General features: G+C 70.5%; 15 protein-coding genes. 6 read left to right on the top strand and 9 right to left on the bottom strand.

Features of this window, described 5'->3' with window-relative positions; genetic code table 11:
- Positions 1–24: 24 nt before the first annotated feature.
- The 4 genes from ACYVKL_RS14295 (at position 25) to ACYVKL_RS14280 (ending at position 5,801) form a co-directional block, all read left to right on the top strand.
- Entirely contained in the window at positions 25–1,800 is a 1,776-nt protein-coding gene (locus tag ACYVKL_RS14295) for a serine/threonine-protein kinase (RefSeq protein ID WP_379163234.1), read from the top strand.
- Positions 1,801–1,901: 101 nt separating this feature from the next.
- Positions 1,902–2,693 carry an ABC transporter ATP-binding protein gene (locus tag ACYVKL_RS14290; RefSeq protein WP_213559697.1) on the top strand — a complete coding sequence of 264 codons (792 nt, stop codon included), beginning with the start codon at positions 1,902–1,904 and terminating at the stop codon, positions 2,691–2,693.
- Complete coding sequence (locus ACYVKL_RS14285) at positions 2,693–5,221, top strand: ABC transporter permease (protein WP_379163230.1); 2,529 nt, start codon at positions 2,693–2,695, stop codon at positions 5,219–5,221. Before ACYVKL_RS14290 ends, ACYVKL_RS14285 begins: the two co-directional genes overlap by 1 nt.
- Before the next feature lie 133 nt (positions 5,222–5,354).
- Positions 5,355–5,801: an SgcJ/EcaC family oxidoreductase gene (locus tag ACYVKL_RS14280; protein ID WP_379163227.1), complete on the top strand. Its 447-nt coding sequence runs from the start codon at positions 5,355–5,357 to the stop codon at positions 5,799–5,801.
- A 126-nt stretch (positions 5,802–5,927) separates the two neighbouring features.
- On the opposite strand, the gene chrA is transcribed toward ACYVKL_RS14280, so the two are convergent.
- The 7 genes from chrA to ACYVKL_RS14245 form a co-directional block, all read right to left on the bottom strand.
- On the bottom strand, positions 5,928–7,097 hold the full coding sequence (gene chrA, locus ACYVKL_RS14275) for a chromate efflux transporter (RefSeq protein WP_379163224.1): 1,170 nt from the start codon (positions 7,095–7,097) through the stop codon (positions 5,928–5,930).
- Between the two features lie 82 nt (positions 7,098–7,179).
- On the bottom strand, positions 7,180–8,361 hold the full coding sequence (locus tag ACYVKL_RS14270) for a serine hydrolase domain-containing protein (RefSeq protein WP_379163221.1): 1,182 nt from the start codon (positions 8,359–8,361) through the stop codon (positions 7,180–7,182).
- Positions 8,362–8,440: 79 nt separating this feature from the next.
- On the bottom strand, positions 8,441–9,760 hold the full coding sequence (locus ACYVKL_RS14265; protein ID WP_379163218.1) for a serine/threonine-protein kinase: 1,320 nt from the start codon (positions 9,758–9,760) through the stop codon (positions 8,441–8,443).
- Positions 9,761–9,933: 173 nt separating this feature from the next.
- Positions 9,934–11,106: a VWA domain-containing protein gene (locus tag ACYVKL_RS14260; RefSeq protein WP_379163215.1), complete on the bottom strand. Its 1,173-nt coding sequence runs from the start codon at positions 11,104–11,106 to the stop codon at positions 9,934–9,936.
- Between the two features lie 235 nt (positions 11,107–11,341).
- The gene (locus ACYVKL_RS14255; protein ID WP_379163213.1) at positions 11,342–13,771 is read right to left on the bottom strand and encodes a DUF5682 family protein; all 2,430 of its coding nucleotides are present in this window, start codon (positions 13,769–13,771) and stop codon (positions 11,342–11,344) included.
- Positions 13,768–14,856 carry an ATP-binding protein gene (locus ACYVKL_RS14250; protein ID WP_357192405.1) on the bottom strand — a complete coding sequence of 363 codons (1,089 nt, stop codon included), beginning with the start codon at positions 14,854–14,856 and terminating at the stop codon, positions 13,768–13,770. The genes ACYVKL_RS14255 and ACYVKL_RS14250 overlap by 4 nt, the downstream gene beginning before the upstream one ends.
- A gap of 2 nt (positions 14,857–14,858) precedes the next feature.
- Complete coding sequence (locus tag ACYVKL_RS14245) at positions 14,859–17,771, bottom strand: DUF5691 domain-containing protein (RefSeq protein ID WP_379163210.1); 2,913 nt, start codon at positions 17,769–17,771, stop codon at positions 14,859–14,861.
- Positions 17,772–17,937: 166 nt separating this feature from the next.
- Here ACYVKL_RS14245 and ACYVKL_RS14240 point away from each other — a divergent pair, with 166 nt between their 5' ends.
- Complete coding sequence (locus ACYVKL_RS14240) at positions 17,938–18,240, top strand: Rdx family protein (protein WP_379163207.1); 303 nt, start codon at positions 17,938–17,940, stop codon at positions 18,238–18,240.
- On the opposite strand, the gene ACYVKL_RS14235 is transcribed toward ACYVKL_RS14240, so the two are convergent.
- Complete coding sequence (locus ACYVKL_RS14235) at positions 18,237–18,458, bottom strand: FmdB family zinc ribbon protein (RefSeq protein ID WP_213559704.1); 222 nt, start codon at positions 18,456–18,458, stop codon at positions 18,237–18,239. The two genes, ACYVKL_RS14240 and ACYVKL_RS14235, sit on opposite strands and share 4 nt — an antisense overlap.
- A gap of 110 nt (positions 18,459–18,568) precedes the next feature.
- Between ACYVKL_RS14235 and ACYVKL_RS14230 the strand changes: the two genes are divergently transcribed.
- Positions 18,569–20,134, top strand: a complete 1,566-nt coding sequence (locus tag ACYVKL_RS14230; protein WP_379163203.1) for a carboxylesterase/lipase family protein — start codon at positions 18,569–18,571, stop codon at positions 20,132–20,134.
- A gap of 29 nt (positions 20,135–20,163) precedes the next feature.
- On the opposite strand, the gene ACYVKL_RS14225 is transcribed toward ACYVKL_RS14230, so the two are convergent.
- Positions 20,164–21,477, bottom strand: a complete 1,314-nt coding sequence (locus ACYVKL_RS14225) for a cytochrome P450 (protein ID WP_379165733.1) — start codon at positions 21,475–21,477, stop codon at positions 20,164–20,166.
- Positions 21,478–21,483: the final 6 nt, after the last annotated feature.

The raw sequence follows: 21,483 nt of genomic DNA, 5'->3' as shown, positions 1-21,483 counted from the left end.
GCAGACAATACGGAAAGGGTCTTTGTGCTGCGTAGCGGGGAGTTGTTCGCCGGGTACGAGATCGAACGGGAACTCGGCCGCGGCGGCATGGGGTCGGTGTATCTGGCCCGGCACCCGCGCCTGCCCCGGCTGATCGCGCTCAAGCTGCTGGGCCGGGACCTCTTCGGCGACGCCGAGGTCCGCGGGCGGTTCGAGCGTGAGGGTGATCTGATCGCGCGGCTCGACCACCCGAACATCGTGCCCATCTACGACCGGGGCATCGACGACGCGCAGCCGTGGATCGCCATGCGGTATGTCGACGGTCCCGACGCCTCGCGGCTGGAACCGGCGAGTCTGCCACCGCGTGAGGCGCTCCGGATCATCACCGAGACCGCGCGGGCACTGGATTTCGCGCATCGCCGCGGGGTGCTGCACCGGGATGTGAAGCCCGCCAACATCCTCCTCGAACGGGTGGACGGTGAGGAACGGGTCTTCCTGGCGGACTTCGGTATCGCCCGCCTGCGCGATGACGCCTCCAAGCTCACCCAGACCGGCTCGTTCACCGCGACGCTGACCTACGCCTCGCCCGAACAGCTCTCGGGGCAGCCGCTGGATTCGCGTTCGGACCAGTATTCGCTGGCCTGCACCCTGTTCCGGCTGCTGACCGGGAATGTGCCGTTCGACGCCGAGCATCCGGTCGGCATCATTCACGGTCACCTCAATCAGGCGCCGCCGCCGGTCAGCGCGCTGCGGGCCGGGCTGCCCACGGCATTGGACGCGGTGCTGGCCCGGGCGCTCGCGAAACACCCGGAGGGCCGGTTCGATTCGTGCGGCGATTTCGCCGCCGCCGCGCAGCAGGCGCTGGAGAATCCGGCGGGCGCCACCCAGATCGTGACGCCGTATGCCGGTGGATCGCCTTCGGGTCCACGGCAATCCGGTCCCGCCGCGACGGCCGTCCTGAACGCCGCCGGCGGCGTCGACCCGAATTCCGTTCCCGGAGCCCGGCTGTCGCCGACCATGCAGTACACCGCGCAGGCGCCGGTGCCTCCGCCGCGGCAGCCGGTGCCGCCGCCCCCGCCCCGGCCGCGCAAGAAGCGTTCCCGGCTGCGAGGTTGCCTGCTGGGCGCTGCCGCGGTCGTGGTGTTGCCGCTGGTGGGGATCGCGGGCTGCCTGGCCGTGCTGGATCGGACGTCCACCTCGAACGGCCCCGCGACCACCACCGCGGCGCCCGCTCCCAGCACCGAGCCAGAGCCCGCCCCGACCGAGGCGACCGAGCCCGCCGGTGTCCCCGAGCACGCGGGCGCGGCCGCCCAGCAGCTCAGCGAGCGGTTCCCGCAGATGCTGCCGCAGGCCGACACGAACTCCGACACCAGCTCCGGCGTCGGCTACCAGGGCGCGGCCTGCACCACCTATGCGCGGTCCACGCCGCCGCCCGACACCGGATCCGGCGATCCCGACCTGGGGGAGTGGGAGGTGGCGTGGAACTGCGCGGGCGGTGTCGGCCACCCGGCCTACCGGTTCGTCATGTACCGCTCGGCCGCCGACGCCGAGGCGGCGATCGCCGCGCTCCCGGGCTACAGCCGCTCCGACGTCAAGGTCCACGGAAACGTGTACACGAACTATCGGATCAACGACAGCGCGCTGCTGCGCCCCCGGTTGGTGACCGAATTCCACGCCCAGGACGGCCGGAAGCCGGCGGGCAAGAAGCAGGACGGCAAGCGCGCCGACGCCGAGCAGCCGGCCTTCCTGATGTACAGCACCGGCTTCCTGGCCACCGACGACCAGTTGCTCGAGTGGTGGCGGTCCGCGCCAGTCAACTGAGACCCGGCCTGACCCGGGTGTTTGTGTGGAATGTGTGAGGACCACGTCATCAGGGACATCCCGGATGGCATCCGTCCGCGAATCTCTACACACTGGACAGCATGACTTCGAACGTCTCGGAATCCGTCACTCTCGACACAGGCACCGACACGGTCGCGGCTCGTGCGACCGATCTTGTGAAGATCTACGGCTCCGGCGATACACAGGTCCGCGCGCTCGCCGGGGTTTCGGCCGAGTTCGCGAGGGGGGAATTCACCGCGATCATGGGGCCCTCGGGCTCCGGCAAGTCGACGCTCATGCACTGCCTGGCCGGTCTCGACGCCGCCACCGCGGGCACGGTCCACATCGGTGACACCGATCTGACCCGGCTGTCGGACAAGCAGATGACCAACCTGCGCCGCGATCGCATCGGCTTCGTATTCCAGGCGTTCAACCTGGTCCCCACCCTGACCGCGCTGGAGAACATCACGCTGCCGCTGGACATCGCGGGCCGCAAGGCCGACGAGGAATGGCTCTCGACCGTGGTCAAGCGCCTCGGCCTGGGCGACCGCCTCACCCACCGGCCCGCCGAACTGTCCGGCGGCCAGCAGCAGCGAGTGGCGTGCGCCCGCGCGCTGGCCGGCAAGCCCGACATCATCTTCGGTGACGAGCCCACCGGCAACCTGGACTCGCACTCCTCCGGTGAGGTGCTCAGCATCCTGCGCGCCGCGGTCGACGAGTTCGGGCAGACGGTGGTGATCGTGACCCACGATCCGCGCGCCGCCTCGCATGCCGACCGGGTGGTGTTCCTCGCCGACGGCCGGATCGTCGACGAATTGCGGGAGCCCACCGCGGATTCCATTCTCGACAAGATGAAGTCGCTGGAGACGGTGCTCGGGGAGGACGAGCACTGATGGCCGCCTCTCCGATGCGCAAGGTCGCCTTGCGCAATCTCGCCGCGCACAAGGTGCGGCTGGTGTTGACGGTGCTGTCGGTGGTGCTCGGAACCGCTTTCATCTCCGGGTCTTTCATCTTCACCGACACCCTGCAGAGCACCTTCGACGGCATCTTCGCCGGCCAGGCCAAGGGCGTGGACGTGCGGGTGCAGCCCAAGGGGCAGCAGTCGCTCGGCGTGCCCGACGACGTGGTGACCAAGATTTCCCATATGGACGGCGTGAAGACCGTCGCGCCCAGCGTCAACGGTCCGGTGGTGTTGCTGAAGGACGGGCACGCCGTACAGACCGGTGGCGCACCGACTTTCGGGCAGTCGTATCTGCCGCCGGAGAAGTCGGTGGCCGAGCCGGAGAAGTACGTCGACGGCACGCCGCCCGCCAAGCCCGGTGAGATCGCCATCAACAATGGCGGCGCGGATCGGGCCGGTTTGAAGGTCGGCGACCACACCCAGGTGCTGGTGCCGTCCAAGGGCAATATCGACGTGACCGTGTCGGGCATCTACCAGATCAGCGGCTCGAATACCGGTGGTTTCGTGCAGATCCTGTTCGAGGACACGCAGGCGCGGCAGCTGTTCACCGACGGGTTGCACGTGGCGTGGGTGGACATCGCCGCGCAGCCCGGGGTGCAGGCCGATGATCTGCGTGATCGGATCAAGGACGCCCTGCCCGAATACAAGGTGCAGGACGCCGACCAGGTGCGCGCGGATTTCAAGGCGCAGTTGGGCAACGCGCTCAAGTTCATCAACTACTTCCTGCTGGCGTTCGGGTCGATCGCGCTGCTGGTGGGCACATTCATCATCTACAACACCTTCTCCATGCTGGTGGCGCAGCGGCTGCGGGAGCTGGCGCTGCTGCGGGCGGTCGGCGCGAGCCGGCGGCAGATCTCGCGGTCGGTGGTGGGGGAGTCGCTGATCGTCGGATTGATCGGCAGCGCACTGGGTCTCGCCGCGGGCGTCGGGCTGGCGTTCGGATTGTCCGGGCTGCTCAACGCTTTCAAGCTGGGCCTGCCCACCGGGACCATGTCGCTCGAGCCGCGCACCGTGGTGGTGGCGATCGGCGTCGGCACCGTGGTGACCGTGCTCAGCGCGTACGCGCCCGCGCGGCGGGCGGCCAAGGTGCCGCCGGTGGAGGCCATGCGCTCGGAGTCCAATTCGGCCGGTGAGTCGCTGCGGCTGCGGACCATCGTGGGTGCGCTGCTCGCGGTGGCCGGTGTGGTGCTGGTGGTGCTGGGCGCGCGCGGTACCGGCGGGAGCGCGGCCTCGGTGGTCGGGATCGGCGCCGCCGCTTTGATTCTTTCGGTGTTGTTCGCGTCGCCGGCGTTGTCGCGGCCGGTGGTGTCGGGGCTCGGGGTGCTGACCCGGCCGTTCGGTCCGGTCGGACGGATGGCGCGCAACAACGCGATTCGCAATCCGCGCCGGACCGCGGCGACCGCGTTCGCGTTGACGCTGGGCTTGATGCTGGTGTCGGCCATAGGCATGCTCGGTTCCTCGGCCAAGGCCAGCATCAGTGAACTGGTCGACCACGGCGTGAAGGCCGACTACATGCTGGCCGGCCCGCCCGGCGGCCTGATCGGGGTGCCGCTGGCCGCCACCGACACCGTCAAGCAGGTGCCGCAGGTCAAGGATGTGGTGTCTTTCCACGGCGTCGCGCTGAAGGTCGACGGCAAGCAGGTGATCGGCACCGCGCCCGAGGGTCCGATGACCAAGGTGCTCGACTACACCATGCGGGAGGGCACCGACCAGCTCGGCGACGACGACATCATGGTGTCGGAAACCTTTGCCGCCGACCATGGTTGGAAGCTCGGCGACAGCGTCGACATCACCAGCCTGGACTACCGCAAGTTCCCGGTCACCGTGGCGGGCATCTACAAGGACACCCAGCTGCTGCAGAACCTGGTCACCTCCATGTCCCTGTACGGGAGGACGGTGCCGGTCAGCTACCAGAGCAGTTTCCTGGTCCTGGTCGCCGCCCAGCCCGGCGCCGACCTGCCCGCCATGCGCACCAACCTGGAGAAGGCCACCGAGCAGTACGTCATCGTCCAGGTCCAGGACCGTGAGGATTTCAAGGGCGCGCAGGGCAAGCAGATCGACACCCTGCTCGCCATCCTCTACGGCCTGCTCGCGCTGGCGGTGGTGATCGCCATCCTCGGCATCGTCAATACCCTGGCCTTGTCGGTGGTGGAACGCCGCCGCGAGATCGGCATGCTGCGGGCGGTCGGCATGCAACGCCCGCAAGTTCGCCGCAGCATCTACCTGGAGTCCATGCTGATCGCCATCTTCGGTGCGGTGGTCGGCGTCATCCTCGGCATCGGTCTTGGCATCGGATTCCTCAGCACCCTGAAGGATCTCGGCATCGCGACCATCGCCGTCCCCTGGACCCAGATCGTCCTGATGCTGCTGGCGTCCGGCTTCGTCGGCGTGCTGGCCGCACTCTGGCCCGCCATCCGGGCAGCCCGCACACCCCCGCTGGCCGCCATCGCCGACCTGTAACCGATCGTCGAACATCCAGGGCCCCTCGGGAATCCATCCCGAGGGGCCCTGTTCATCTCGTATCGAGACGTGTGTCACTGGTCGGGGGCGCCTTCTTGACCTCAACTAATGTTGAGGGTCGAAGCTGATCTTCATGAGTACACGTGATGTGGAAGCGCCCGTTATCGCGGACGACAGTGTTGATCACGCCGCGGACCGGGCGGCGATCGAAGCGGTGATCGCGACCGTGGAAACCGCCATGAATACCAACGACGCTGAATTGCTGGTCAAGGATGTCGCCCGGAACGCGGTGGTGGGGAACGCGGTCGGGGCGCTGATGCGGGGGCGGGATGCGGTGCTCGAGGCGACCAGGATTGGGTTGGCCGGGTTCTTGAAGGACGAGTATGTGCGGTACGAGGTGACCGACATCGCGTTCCTGCGGCCGGATGTCGCCATTGCCCACAAGGCCGCGCGGGCGGTCACCGCTGCCGGGGAACCGATCGATGCGGAGGCGGCGATGGTCGCGTTGTATGTGCTCACCAAGGAGGACGGGCGGTGGTGGATCGCGGCTCGGCAGAACACGCCGGTCCCGCGCGGGTGATCGGGCCCCTGAAAGCGGGGGCCACCGGAATCGGGCGCGGTTCATTAGCGTGGCGGTACCGCGCAGTGAAGCCCGGGGTAGGGAGGAGGGCCGGCACGGAAAACGTGCCGGCCCTTTGCTTTCGGGTCAGGTGATCGGGAGGCCGAACGCGGCGGCGGCGACGCCGATGGCGGCGGCGCTCAGGAGGGTGCCGACAACGCCTCGGCGGGCGGCGATGAGCCAGAGTGCGGCGGCGGCGAGTACGGCGAATTGCCAGGTGTGCTGGAGCGCGAGGGTCAAGGGGATCGCGGAGCCGAGGATGGCGCCGATGACGGCCGGGCCCGCGCCGGACAGGAAGGCCAGGACTCGGGGGTTGGTGCGGAGGCGATCGAAATATCGGCCGCCGCAGAGGATGAACAGGAAGGACGGGGCGAAGGCGACGAGCGCGGCGAGCAGTCCACCGGGGAGACCCGCGGCGGCGTACCCGACGGCCGCGACCGTCTGCACCACGGGGCCGGGCGTGATCTGGCCCAGGGCAACGGCATTGAGGAATTGGGCGTCGGTCATCCAGTGGTAGTGGGTGACGGCGTCGGACTGCATCAGGGGGATGATGACGAAACCGCCGCCGTAGGACAGGGCTCCGACCTTGAACGCCACCCAGCTCACAGCGGCCAGGCCGCCGAGCGCGGGCAGGGTGATCGCGAGGGGGAGCGGGGCGCACACCGAGGTCGATCGGCCCGGGATGCCGGTTCGCACAACGACTTCCAGTACACCCGTCGCGACCAGTACGAGCACCAGCCACGGCCCGGTCAGTGCCGCCGCGAGCCCGCCCGCCAGCAGATAGCCGATCCAGCGCAGCCGCGCCGCGCGGGCCGTCCCGGCTCGCTGCCAGCTGGCCGGCGCCAGCCCGACCCCCGCGTGCACGGCGACCGCCGCGACCGCCGCACCCGCACCGGCCGCCGCACCCAGCGCCCACCGCGGCACGCCACCGGACAGGAAGAATGCCGCCAACCCCAGAATGACGACGAGGCCGGGCACGATGAAACACACCCCGCCCACCAACGCGCCCGCCGTCCCCCGCAGCCGCCACGCCGAATAGATCGCCAGCTGCGTCGACGCGGGCCCGGGCAGCAGGTTGGTGGCGGCGATCGCGTCCTCGAACTCGTTCGGCGCGAGCCACTTCCGTTCCTCGACACACAGCCGCCGCAACAGCGCGATATGCGTCGGCGGCCCGCCGAATCCGATACACCCGATCCGGCCCCACTCGCGTGCGATGGTGGTGAGCCGAACCCCGGCCTGCCCAGCGCTGCCACTCACGCCCGCAACCCTCATTCCATCGACCTGACCAGCTGCGAACCCGCGCTGCAGCCAGACGATAACAGCGAATGCCGTCGCGAGATCAGTGCGCCGGATCGGGGTGGTCGGCGCAGAGGGCGTGGTCGATGAGGGTGGCCGCGGCGGATTCCTGGGACCGGATGTGGTCGGGGGTATCACCGAGCGCCTCGGACATGGAGACCACGGCGCTGCGGGCGCCGTCGACGGTGACGCCGTTGAGGGTGATGTAGCCCGCGTCGCCGCCCTCGTGGGACCAATAGGTTCCGCCGCAGCTCAACGGGCGCTCGGCCAGGCCGAGCCCGTATCGGCCACCGGGCCACAGGGTTCGGAGTTCGTCGCTCACGGCGACGGTTCGCCGCATCTCCGCGAGCTGGCCGGGCGGCAGCAGGCGGCCGCCGAGCAGGGCACGGAAGAAGACGTTCTCGTCCTGCGTGGTGGTGACCCACGAGAGGTTCTCGGGTTCCAGGGGGATCTGCTCGGTGACGTCCACCTCGGAGCCGGGGCCGAAGAACTGGTAGGCCCGCGCGTGCGGCTCGGGGAGCCCGGGCGAAGGGCCGAGCCAGTGGGTCCCGTGCAGGCCGAGCGGGGTGAGGATGCGGGATTCGATCTGCTGGTGGGCGACTCGGCCGGTGGCCCGCTCGATGATCATCGAGAGCAGGATGTAGCCGGTGTTGGAGTACTGCCAGCCCGCACCGGGCGCGAAGTCGGGGGCGTGGGACATCGCCCGCGCGATGAGCTGATCGGGTGGATAAATGTCGAAGCGCTGCCGGTAGTACTCGTCCGGCGTGGTGTACCCCGGCAGGTCGTCGTGGATTCCGCTGGTGTGCTGCAGCAGGTTGCGCAGGGTGATCAGGCTGCCGTCGTTGCCGTTGCCCCGCACCACATCCGGTAGCCACCGCTCGACCGTGTCGTCCAGGGTGAGTGTGCCCTCGGCCACGAGTTGCAGCACCACGGTGGCGACCAGCGTCTTGGCGGTGCTGGCCATGCGGAAATAGCCGTCGGGCGACACCGGGCGGCCGGTGGTGCGGTCCGCGGTGCCGCTGGTGGCGATCAGTTGCTCGCCCTCTGGTGTGATCACCCGGGCTTGCACACCGCTGATCCCGAGGGCGTGGATGGCCTCGGTATCGCTGCGCAACCGGTCGATGGCGGACTCGGTGGGCAGGCCGTCGGCGCACGCCACCGCGGCGACGAGCAGCACGATGGCACCGAGGGCGAGCGCCAGGCGGCCGCGCAGAGTCGAGGGCATGATCGAACGCTAGATTCGATCGCGCCGCTACGTAATCGGGCACATCCCTGGAATCCGGGTGGGGGAGATCCCCCAGTGCTCAGGCGGCCTTGACGATGATCGCGATCACGATGATGACGATCACCAGCACCGTGACGATCGCGGCGATCAGCCAGGCCGTCGTGTTCGAATTGCGTTGGGGCGGAGCATAAGTCGGCGGCGGGGTGGGGCGCGGCTGGTAGGCCTGCGGTGCGTAGAACGACTGCGGCGGCGTCGACTGGTTCGTGAAGTGCTGCGGCGCCGGCTGATTGGGGTAGCCGGGGCTGGACACCTGCTGGTTGGGGTAACCGGGGCTCGACACCTGCTGATTCGGGTACGACGGGCCGGAGGTCGGCGGGGCTGGGTACGCCGGGTTCTGGTTGGTGTAGGCCGGGCCCGGGCCCACCAGCGGGCGCGGTGTGGACGGGGTGGGCGTCGGCGGGCGCTGGATCACCGGCTGCGGGTGGGCCGGGGTCGGCGGGCGCGGGGCGACGACGGGCTGCGGGTGCGCGGGGGTCGGCGGGCGCGGCGGGGCGGGAGTGGCCGGGGCCGCGAGGGCTCGTTCGGCGGCCGTGGCGAATTCGACGCAGGAGCGGTAGCGGTCGGCGGGACGCTTGGCCAGCGCCTTGGCCAGCACGGCGTCGATGGCGCGGGGCAGGGCCTGACGCAGCGGGCTGGCCGGCGGCGGGGGCTGCTGCAGGTGGCCGCGGATGACGGCGGCGGGGCTGGTGCCCTCGAACGGGACCGCGCCGGTGAGCAGCTGGAACAGCGTGCAGGCCAGCGAGTACTGGTCGGAACGGCCGTCGAGGGACGCGCCGGTCAGCTGCTCGGGCGAGGCGTAGGCGAGAGTGGCTGTGACGGTGCCGGTTTGGGTGAGGTGGCCGGTGTCGTCGCGGAGCCGGGCGATGCCGAAGTCGGTGAGGTAGACGCGTTCACTCGAACCGGTCTTGGAGGAGGAGCGGGCCAGCAGGATATTGGCCGGCTTCACGTCCCGGTGCAGGACATTGAGGCCGTGCGCGTAGTCGAGGGCCTTGGCGGTCTCGGTGATGATCTGGACCGCGCGCAGCGGGGGCAGGGTGCCGGGGCTGATCGAGGAGGCGTTCACGCCGTCGATGAACTGCATCGAGATCCACAGCTGTTCGCCCTCGTCACCGCGGTCGTAGACGGTGACGATATTCGGGTGGTCGAGCCGGGCGACGAGATCGGCTTCGCGGATGAAGCGGGCGCGAATCTCGTCGTCGGAGAACATTTCCTGATTGAGCAGCTTCAGCGCCGTCATCCGGGGCAGCCGCGGATGCTTGGCCAGATACACCGAGCCCATGCCGCCACGGCCGAGCTCGCGTTCGATGACGTAACCGGCGAACACATCACCAGAGCGCAAACCAAGCACCCGCTTCCGTAATATCTGCCCTCCGCTTCGCTGCGGGCGGGTTCGCGGCCCTGGAGGTCTCGTTCTTCCCTCCCTCCGCTCCTCCGCTTCGCTCCCCCGCTCCACTCAGTCCAGAACGAGACGGGCCGCGAACCATCGGGCACATCCAATCTCAAGCGCACCCATTATGGCTGCCCGCGGAGGGCGGTGTGTGCCCACGCCCCAATATCGCCGCGGTCCAGCGCCACCGCGAGCAGGTCCGGGAACTTGTCCGGGGTGCACGCGAAAGCGGGCACACCCAGGGCGGTCAGCGCGGCCGCGTTGTCGCGGTCGTAGGCCGGCGCGCCCTCGTCGGACAGCGCCAGCAGCACCACCACCTGCACCCCCGACTCCTTCATGGCGCGAATGCGCCGCAGCATCTCCGCCCGCACCCCGCCCTCGTACAGGTCGGAGATCAGCACGAACAGCGAATCCGCCGGCCGGGTGATGAGCGACTGCGAATACGCGATGGCCCGGTTGATGTCGGTGCCGCCGCCCAGTTGCGTCCCGAACAGCACCTCCACCGGATCCGACAGCTTCTCGGTGAGATCCACGACGGCGGTATCGAAGACCACCAGCGAGGTGCGCAGCGACCGCATGGACGCCAGCACCGCCCCGAACACCGACGCGTAGACCACGCTCGACGCCATCGACCCCGACTGGTCGATGGCCAGCACCACATCGCGTTTCACCGCCTGCGCCTTGCGTCCGTACCCGACCAGCCGCTCGGGCACCACGGTCCGGTGCTCGGGCAGATAGTTCGCCAGATTCTTGCGAATCGTCCGGTCCCAGTCGATGTCCCGCAGTTTCGGCCGCGACACCCGCGCCGCCCGGTTCAACGCCCCGCCCACCGCGGCCACGGTCTGCGCCGCGATCCGCCGCTCGATCTCCTTGACCACCTTCTCCACCACCATGCGCGCGGTGGCCTTGGTGGTCTCGGGCATCACCCGGTTCAGGCTCAGCAGCGTGCCCACCAGATGCACATCCGGCTCGACCGCCTCCAAAAGCTCGGGCTCCAGCAGCAATTCGGTGAGATTGAGCCGCTCCACCGCGTCGCGCTGCATCACTTCCACCACCGTCGAGGGAAAGTAGCGGCGAATATCGCCCAGCCACCGCGACACCTGCGGCGCGGAACCGCCGAGGCCGCCGGAGCGCCGCCCCTGCCCGCCCGGCCCGCCGGAATCGTAGAGCGCCCCCAGCGCCCGATCCATCGCCTGATCGTCGGCGTTGCCCAGCCCGCCGCCCCCGAGCCCGGCCTCCCCGGCGCTACCCAGCACCAGCCGCCACCGCCGCCCCTGCGCTTCGTCGATCTCGTTCATGACAATCCCCTCGAATGATTCCAGTCGTATCCCGGAGTGAGCAGCGCGAATCCGCTCATTGCGCGCGGCTCGAGCTCGTCCCCCACCTGGATGGACGCCGGGTTCGCGCCGCCGATGCCCGTGCCGGCGGTCGACACAATTGCGGATGGGCGCGCGCGGATTTCGGCGGCCGCCCCCGGAGCGTGTGCGCCGAAGTCCGGGCGGGGCCGACCGCCACCGAGGCGCGGATGCGCGGTCACCGTGCGACGCCCAGGATCTCGGCGGCCGCCGCCATGGCGAGCGCACCTCGTGTGGTGTCGTAGCCCGCGCCGCCGGTGGTCGAAACCGTTGGCGCGCCGTGCCGTACGGCCTGGCCGATGGCCTGGCGTTCGCCGGATTCGAACGCGCCGAAGGTGCGGCGGAGCAGCGGCAGGGTGGGCAGGAACTGGTCTTCGTCGAGGCCGCGCAGCCAGTTGTCGATGAGCGACAGCAGGTTTCGGTCGTGGACCAGCAGCAGGCCGCGGCCGCCGAGGAAGCCGTCGATCCAGGCCGCCTTGTCGGGGGCGGTGCGGCCCACCGACAGGGCCGCGGATAGTCGGCGGCCCGATTCCTCGCCGCCGATCCGCTCCGCGTCGCAGAGCAGCCGCACGGCGCGGCCGACGATGCCGCCGTTGACGTCGTCGCGATCGGCGAGCGTCTCGAGGGTGTGCAGCCAAGTCCCCGTGGCCCATTCGTCGTCGCGCGCCGACAGCGCCAGGTGCACGGCGTCGATGTGGGCGCGCAGCGCGGCGGCCGCGTCGGCGTCGAGTCCGGTGACGGCGCCCGGCAGGCCGGCGCAACTGCGGAGCAGCAGGCTGTCCGCCACCCGGGTCAGCGCCGCGCTGTCGGTGCCGCGCACGTCACCGTAGCGGGCGATGCGCAGCAGACCGGGGAGCGCCGACATCAGATGGGTGACGTCGTGATCCAGTGCCGCAACCGATTCCAGGCGCCGGATCAGCCGGTCGGTGGCGCCGCCGAGCTCGGCGAGCAGCGCCTCCTCCAGCGCGGACGCCACCTTCCCGACGGTCGCGTCCGGATCCTGTGCGATATCGAGGATCTTCGCCTCGGCCGCCGATTGCAGCGTGGTGCCCCAGCGCGACGCCTCGACGATCGCGATCGCCAATTCCGGACGCCACCGCAGCGTCCACGTCTCCCGGAAGGTGCCCGTATTGCGGACCTGGCTGTCGGTCAGCCGCCCCCACCCGATGCCCAGCAGCCGGAGCCGGTGCAGCAGACGCGATCTCGCCAGCCCGCCGTCGGTGCGCAGATCCAGGTCCACGGTGCGTTCGAGGGCCTGCTGCTTGAGCCGCAGCGTCTTGATCTGGGCCCGCAGATCCGCTTCCAGCGGCACCGTCGGCGTGCCGTCCGGCACCGTCCCCAGCGCCTCGCCCACCACCAGTTCGGTGCTGACCAGCCGCAACAGGGTCTCGTCGCCGTCGCACAGCACCGACCGGGTGGCCTCGGTAACCTCCGACAGCCCGGCCAGCGGCCGCTCCCGCAGGGTCGCGAGAGTTTCGGCCAGCCGGACCGATTCGATGATGTGCGCGCTGGACACCGGCAGATCGTGGGCGCGCAGCGTGCCCGCGACCCGGGTCAGCCAGCGCGCGATCGGCTGCTCGGTCTCGGTGAACAGGTGGTGGTACCAGCCCGGCGAGGTGATGCCCGCGCCGTAGCCGGACGAGCTCGCCAGCCGCGAATGCGTCCACGGCACCCAGGTCAGCGTCGCCTTGCCCTTCGGCAGGCCCTTGAGCAGCCGGGCGTCGGCCACGGCCGGGCCCAGCTTGCCCTCGAGGGCGGGCGCGTGCCACGCGCCGCACACCACGGCCAGCCGTCGGGCCCCGTCCTTCAAGGCCTTTCGCATGACCTGCCGCATGTGCGCCTCACGCCGCAGCGTGTGCGCGTCCACCGTGATGCGCGCGGTGGCGGCGGAGAAGAGCTCGTCCTCCGCTGTCCCGGACCCCTCGACCGGGACAGCGGAATCGGATTCCTCCGGGACTGCCGCGAGCGCCGCGGCCGCGTCGTCGTCGAGGTGTTCGGCGTGCTCGCGCAGGGCGCCCATGGCCTCGTTGACGGCGGCGAAAATGTCGGCGTCCGAAGCGGATTCGACGATCGCGTCCCACCAGCGTTCGGCGTCGTCGTAGCCGGCGGCGTCGGCCAGGATGCCCAGCGGGTCGGTCCGATCGCCCGGCTCCTCCTCCACGGCCAGGCAGATCGAGGCGGGCAGATCGCAGAAGCCCACTGTCACACCGTGTTCGGCGGCGTACCGCAGCGCCACCCATTCCGGGGAGAACGTCGCGAACGGCCAGAACGCGGCCTTGGCGGGGCTGTCGGGCTGATAGGCGAGCAGCGCCACCGGCGGTGACATGCCCTCGGCCGCAATGTAACCGACCAGCGGATCGGCGTCCGACGGGCCTTCGATGAGGATGGCGTCGGGCCGGAACCGCTCCAGCGCCAGCGCCAGCGACCGCGCCGATCCGGGCCCGTGATGGCGGATGCCGAACACCCGCGTCTCCGCCGGTCCGGCGGCCGCGCCGGTCGCCGCGGCCTCGGTGGGCACTGTGTTCACGTTCGACGTGGTGGATTCGGTCGTCACAGTGGTTCCGGTCGACATGACAGTCTCCGTGGTCATGGTGGTGGCGGCCGTCATTCGTGCACCTCGCGGCAGGCGCGGTAGAAGTCGGCCCAGTCCGGGCGCTGCCGCACCACGGCCTCCAGGTACTCGGTCCACACCACCTGGTCGGCGACCGGATCCTTGACGACCGCGCCCAGTACCGCGCCCGCGATGTCGGCGGGCCGCAGCACGCCGTCGCCGAAGTGCGCCGCCAGCGCGATGCCGTTGGTGATCACCGAGATCGCCTCGGCCGTCGACAGTGTGCCGGTCGGCGACTTGAGCTTGGTGCGACCGTCCTCGGTGACGCCCGAACGCAGTTCCCGGAACACCCGCACCACGCGCCGGATCTCCTCGGCGGCCGCGGGCACGGCGGGCAATTCCAGTGCGACACCGAGCTGTTCGACCCGGCGGGTGACGATCGAGACCTCCTCGTCCTCCCCGGCCGGCAGCGGCAGCACCACGGTGTTGAAGCGGCGGCGCAGCGCCGAGGACAGCTCGTTCACGCCGCGGTCGCGGTCGTTGGCGGTGGCGATCACGTTGAAGCCCTTGGCCGCCTGCACCTCCGTCCCGAGTTCCGGCACCGGCAGCGTCTTCTCCGACAGCACCGTGATCAGCGCGTCCTGCACGTCGGAGGGAATGCGGGTGAGTTCCTCGAGCCGCGCGATGGACCCGGCGCGCATGGCCGTCATGATCGGCGAGGGCACCAGCGCCGCCTCGCTCGGACCCTCGGCCAGCAGCCGGGCGTAGTTCCAGCCGTAGCGGATGGCCTCCTCCGCGGTGCCGGAGGTGCCCTGCACCAGCAGCGTCGAATGTCCGGCGATGGCCGCTGAAAGATGTTCCGACACCCAGGTTTTGGCGGTGCCGGGCACGCCGATCAGCAGCAGTGCGCGATCGGTGGCCAGGGTGGCGACCGCGACCTCCATCAGGCGGCGCGGGCCCACGTACTTGGGGGTGATCACGGTGCCGTCGGACAGGGTGCCGCCGAGCAGGTAGGTGACCACCGCCCACGGCGACAGCTGCCAGGAGGGCGGGCGCGGGCGGTCGTCGGCCGCGGCCAGGGCTTTCAGCTCGTCGGCGAAGGCCTGTTCGGCGTGCGGGCGCAGCAGGGCGTCCTGAGTCATGGTCACTGCAACTCCTCGAGCATCGTCTTGCGTTCAATGAGGTCATGGGCGAGCTGGTCGAAAGCCTGCTCCCAGTAGGGATCCGCGCATCGGCGGGCGAGCCCCGACACGATGGCGACCACGCCCGTCGGGAAATGCGCGGACGCCGCACGGAACAGCGTCCGGTAGGAGCCGGGCACCAGGCTGGGCGCACCCGGCCGGTCGGCGCACAGCTGGGCGCGTTCGGTGAGCAGCCGCAGCACGTGCTCGGCCATCGGGCCGGGCCAGGGCTGCGGCATGGCGCGCAGCATGGATTCGATCTCGGCCAGCCAGCTGGAATCGAGGCCGCGCAGGTAACTCACCTGATCGGCTTCCGGCTGCAGGGCGAACAGGGCGCGCTGCTTGTCGGAATCGGCATTGCGGATATTGGGGCCGGAGATCGCGGCGAACAGCGCCCGCGCCCACTCCGGATCACCCTGCGCCAGTGCGGCGTCGGTCCAGCCCGCGAACATGGGGCCGCACACCGCTTCGGACATGGACACCCGCACCGCGGCCTCGGCGGACCCGAGCAGCCGCTCCCAGTGCCGCAGCGGTGTGCCCGCGACCACTCGTTGCAGCCATTCGGCGGCCATGTCGGGCGCCCCGCCGGCGTGGTAGGCGGTGTAGCCGAAGGAATCCCCGACACCGTCGCGGCGGGCGGCGTCGTCGAGCACGCCGGGACCGGTGGTGACCAGGGACGGCGTCACCGGCCCCGTGCCGAAGCTCAGCCAGGCCGCGGCCCGCTGCGACATCCGCTGTGCGAAGGCCGAATCCGGCAGCCGCCCCAGCAGATCCGCGGCCAGCCGCCGCACCTCGGCGCGCCGATCGTCGAGCGCGGTCTCGAGCAGCGGCTCGTCGGCGAGCGACAGCCCGTCGGCGAGCACCGCCAGCAGATCGGCCTTGCCCGGTCCGGACTCGGTCCGCCACGAACCGGCCAGCGCCGCGCTCGCGGCCGCCGGGTCCCGCTGCCGCAGCTGGGCCAGCCAGCTGCGCCGCTCGGTGGCCCGGCCATGCGACCACACGCTGTCATCCTCCGCGGCCGCCCGCACCAGGGACTTCCATCCCGGGTGCTGCGCGGCCAGCCAGCGCCCCCGCGCCCCGGCCAGCCGCAACAGCGGTTCCCGATGCGGCGCGAGCGCTTTGGCGCGATCGAGCAGCACGCTGACCAATCCGTCCGGCGCCCGGAAGTCGCGCGGCCCGGCCAGCGCGAACCACTCCTCGAGGAACGGCGAATTGTCGGCCAGCATGTCGATCAACCGCGCACCCGCCGCGGCGGGCAGCAGCGGCCGCTCGTCATCGGCCGCGGCGCCCCCGTGCTCGGCCGACCCGGCGGTGATGCCGCCGCGTGCGAAACAGTCCTGCAGTGCAATGGATTCCAGCAGTACGGCGGCAGGATCACCGGTCAGCGTGGTCGCCGCGGAGGCGACCGGCGCGGCCAGCCCGGACCGGTCGGCCTGTCGCCGCGCCGTCCCGACCAGCGCCGCCGACACCAGCTCGGCACTCCCGGCGTCCTCGAATCCACCCCGCACCGGATTCGGGGTCCCCTGCGCCACACCGACATCCACCATTACCGCGTCGGCGAGCGCCGCGACCGGAACCAGCCCGTCCACGGTCCACTCCCCGAGCACGGTGACCGGATGCCCGCCCGACAGCCCGAGCAGCCGCCACGGCTCGCCCTCGGTCGTCGAGACCGGCAGTGCGTCGCCACCGGGTTCCACTACATCCCAACCCTTTTCGTTCCGAACCGGAACGACGTCGGCGAGCAACACCGGCCACGATCGCAGAAACGGATCGGCCCCCAACGCCCGCGCCTGGTCCTCCAGCGCGGCGGCGATACCACCCGGCCGCATGCCGTGGGCCGTGTTGTCCACCCGGTCCGGCGTAGCCGGGCCCATCGGGATCGTGGTGAAGGGCTCCGGGATGTCGGTGTGGCGGTCGCCCCAGATGGCACGCAGCGGTGCGGCGGCCGGGTAGAAGTGCAGGTTGGCGTCGACCTGGAAGCCGGGCGCGGGGGTGTCGTTGGGGAAGGCGGGGCTGCCGTAGTGGTGGTCGAGGATCAGGGCCCAGCGGCCGGAGGCGCGGCCGCGTAGCCAGACCCGGCGGGTATACAGGCCGTCCTCGGTGGTGGTGCGCACGCCGAGCACCAGCCACACGTCGCGAACCGGGGTCTCGGTGCGCACGGAATCGGCCGGGGTCTGGTACCCGATGTGAGTGCGGACGCTGGCGCGCAGGCCGGGGGACAGGTCGTCGAGGCGGGTGTGCGCGGTCGTCAGCAGGTGCAGGCGGGCGTATTCGCGCAACAGTAGCCGGGGCCAGTCGGAATGGGTTGTGGCGAGCGGCAATTGGCGCAGCGTAGCGGCGACGCCGGGCGCCTGCGCGTCGACCATGCGGGCGGCCACGGTTTCGAAGGCGCGCAGCGAACGGTCGGACTGGGCCAGACCGGTGCGGACCTGGTCGGTGAGCCAGGTGTCCAGGTCGGCCAGGCCGGCGGTGACGCGGGCGCGGCGCTGGTCCGCGGTGGCTCCCGAGCTCGCGGCGGGCTTGGCCTCGGGCGCGGATTTCTTGGCGGCGCGGGTGGCGCGGCCGTTCAGCCAGTCGGCCGCGAAATCGGCCACGTTCTCGGCGGCGGGCACCTCGCCCGCACTCCACGACAGCAGCAGCGACAGGGCGTGCTTACACGGGAACTTGCGGCTCGGGCAGGTGCACTTGTAGGCGGGTCCGCCCAGGTCGACGATGGTTTGGTACGGCCGGCTGCCGCTGCCCTTGCACAGTCCCCACAGTGCGGTGTCCTGTGTTCCCACGCCGCTCCACTTGCCGCGCAATTTGCGGGCGGCGGTCAGCGACGCGGCGTCCGGTGCGAGCGAGCCGATGTGGTCGGCGGTCCAAGCGGTGGTCATCCATCCCCCTTCCTCGGTTGAGCACAGTTGTATCCGAGGGCACCGACAGCATCCGGCCGTGCGGGCGGGCCGTGTCGACGGCGGAAGTCGTTCCGCCAACACCGATTAGGACGATGCGGACGATGCACACCGGGGGTTGTCGGTCGGTCACGATAGGGTCGGGGACATGCCCCGCGTAGCGATCGAATACTGCACCCAGTGCCGCTGGCTGCTCCGCGCGAGCTGGATGGCTCAAGAATTGCTGAGCACCTTCGCCACCGATCTGTCCGAGGTCGCTCTCATCCCCGGCGAGGGCGGCGTCTTCCGCATCACCGTCGACGGCGAACAGATCTGGGAACGCAAGGCCGACGGCGGTTTTCCCGATATCGCCCTGCTCAAACAACGGGTCCGGGACCGGGTGGCCCCGGATCGCTCACTGGGCCACTCCGACAAGCCGGCAGGCGGACAGCCCGCCGAACCGGCGAGCTAGCAGCAGCCGCCGCCACCGCAGCACCCGCCGCCGGCCGGCGGGGCGGGCATGGAAACGGGGGCGGATCCGCCACGGGACACGGTCCCGAAGGTGGTCAGCAGTTTGACGGTGTCGTCATGGCCTTCGGGGCAGGTCGCGGGGTCCGAGGCCGCGGCCATCGGACGGGTCAGCTCGAAGGTGTCGCCGCAGCTGCGGCATCGATACGCGTAGCTCGGCACCCGGTCAGCGTAACCGACACCGCCCCGGCCACGCGGCGCGCTGGCGGCGATCGCCCGGAGCGCCGCGAACCACCAGTACCCTCGATTTACGGAGTACGAGGAGGTGTCGTATGAGCACTCGGATCTTCGACGCGCGGTCCGAACGCGATGACGTGCCGGTGGCGCGCACTGCGAACGGCGAGGTGTCCGGTTCTTTCGTCGGTGGGGCCGCGGTCTGGCGCGGCGTTCCCTACGCGGACAGCACCGCGGGCCCCCACCGTTTCCGATTGCCCCAACCCGTGCAGCCCTGGACCGGTGTCCGCGAATGTGTGCGCTTCGGCGACGTCGCACCCCAGACCCCCGGATTCGTGCCCGTCGACGCCAACCTGCGGCTCGGCGAGAACTGCCTGTGGCTCAATGTCTGGGCCCCCGCCGCCGCGGCCGCCACCGATGAACCCCGCCCGGTCATGGTGTGGCTGCACGGCGGCGCGTACTGCCTGGGCACCGCCGCCCAGGCCATCTACGACGGCCGCCGGCTGGCCGAGGCCGGCCAGGTGATCGTGGTCGGCGTCAACTACCGGGTGGGTGCGCTGGGGTTCCTGGACCTGTCCTCGCTGGGGGAGGAGTTCATCCCGAACCTGGGCCTGCACGATCAGATCGCCGCCTTGGCCTGGGTGCGCGACAATATCGCGGCCTTCGGCGGCGATACGGGCAATGTCACCGTCTTCGGTGAATCCTCCGGCGCGGGGTGCGTGACCGCACTGCTCACCTCTCCGCTGTCGGCCGGCCTGTTCCATCGCGCCATCGCGCAATCACCCCCGGCCACAGCGGTTTTCGGGCCCGAGCGGGCCGCCGTGGTGGCCAAGCGGTACCTGGAACTGCTGGAGCTGCCGCCGGACCGGGCGACCGAGCTGCTCACCATGCCCCTCGAACGCATCGTGACCGCGGCGGGCACCCTGTTCGACGAGGTGCCGACGCGGGAACCGGGGCGGCTGGCCGCGGCGCCGGTGGTGGACGGCAACCTGCTGCCCGCCTATCCGAGCGAACGCTTCCGGCAGGGCCGTTCGCACCGGGTGCCGCTGCTCATCGGCACCAACAAGGACGAGGCGTCGCTGTTCCGGCTGCTGCGCTCGCCGATCATGCCGGTGACGCCGGACGCGGTGAACGTGATGCTGCGCTCCGTCGCGGCCGAACATCCGGGGCTGTCACACGAACGGGTGGCCGAGTTCGCCGCCGCCTACGCCGCCGACACCCCGCGCGGAGCGCTGCTGATGTCGACCGACGCCGCCTTCCGGATGCCCGCGCAATGGGTGGCCGACGCCCACTCCACGCATTCGCCGACCTGGATGTACCGCTTCGACCACGCCACCCCGATGCTCAAGGCGGCCCGTGTCGGCGCGGGGCACGCGACCGAATTGCCTTATGTCTTCGGCAATTTCGGGTCCTTCGACTACGACCCCACGTTCTGGCTGGGTGGACGCAAAGCGGCGCAGGAGGTTTCGGGCCGGCTGATGCGGCGCTGGCTGGCCTTCGCCGAGTACGGCGTGCCCGCAGCCATCGACGGGTCCAAGCATTGGCCGCCCTACAGCGCCGCCACCCGCACCACGCTGGTCATCGACAGCGTGGACCGGGTGGTCGACGATCCCGACCGCGACCGCAACACCGTGTGGGGTGACGACGTGGTCGGCTTCTATTGAGCCGCAACCGATCACGTCGTCGCCGTGGATCACACGGTGGCGGTGGCCGTGGCCGTGGCGGTGGCGCGGCGGCCCAGGCGCACGGGCATGCGGGAGTAGCCGTGCAGGGTGTAGAGCGGCCGTCGCTCGGGCGCGCCGGCCAGCGTCAGATCCGGGAACGCGTCGAACAGTGACCGCAGCGCGTACACGCCCTCCATCCGGGCCAGGCTCGCGCCCAGGCAGGTGTGGATGCCGCTGGAGAAGGTCAGGTGCTCACGGGCATCGGCGCGGGTGATGTCGAAGCGATTGGGGTCGGTGAACTTGTTCGGATCCCGGTTCGCGCCCGCCAGCGACATCACGATCACCGTGCCCGCCGCCAGCGTCCGGTCGCCGATCTCGGCGTCGCACAGGGCGATTCGCGCGGTCATGGTGACCGGCGGGTCGAAGCGCAGGATCTCGTCGATCGCCTGCGGCCACAGGTCCGGATCGGCGCGCAGCATGGCCAATTGCTCGGGATGCGACAGCAATTGGACGACGCCGTTGCCGATCAGGTTGACGGTGGTCTCGAAACCCGCGCCCATCAGCAGGCTCGCGGTCGCCTTCAGTTCCCGCTCGTTCAGTTCACCAGCGGTCACCAGGCTGGACAGGATGTCCTCGCCCGGCGTGGCGCGCAGCGTCGCCAGGTGCCCGTCCAGATACCGGTCCATGACGCCCATCGCGGTGTACGCGTCGCGCCAGGTCCGCCACGCGATGCCGATGTCCAGCAGCGGGCTGGCGGCGTCACCCCAGCTCAGGAACTCGTTGCGGGAGTCCTGCGGGAAACCCAGCATCTCGGTGATGATGGCGATCGGCACCTGCTGGGCGAAGGCCGCGATCAGGTCCGCGGAGCCCTCCGGCGGCAGTGCGTCGAGCAGTTCGGTGGTCACCGACTCCACCCGATCGCGCAGCCGGCCGATGGCGCGCGGGGTGAACGCGGCCGACACCGACTTGCGGATGCGGGTGTGATCGGGCGGATCGATCATCAGCATGGACGGCGGCTCCACCGGATTCGGCGGCGTCTGCGCCCGCTTCAGGTGATTGCGCATCCAGGGCGGCACGTTCATGCTGTCCGGGCCGAACGCGCCGAAGCGGTTGTCGCGCAGAATCGCGCGGATGTACTCGTAGTCGGCGGTCGCCCAGGTGTACGGGTTGGCTACCAGGCGGCCCTGCGAGCGGATGGCCTCGATCTGGGGATAGGGATCGTGCAGCGCGTCCGAGGTGGTGATCAGCTTGGCGAACGGACTGTCGCGGCGGGCCTGCAGGCGCAGACCCCAGCGCGCGGCGCCTTGCTCGACCGCCCATCGGGCCCAGTATCGAGGACTCATCATCAC

The organism is Nocardia tengchongensis (assembly GCF_054781395.1).
This window is presented reverse-complemented; position numbering and strand designations above follow the sequence as displayed.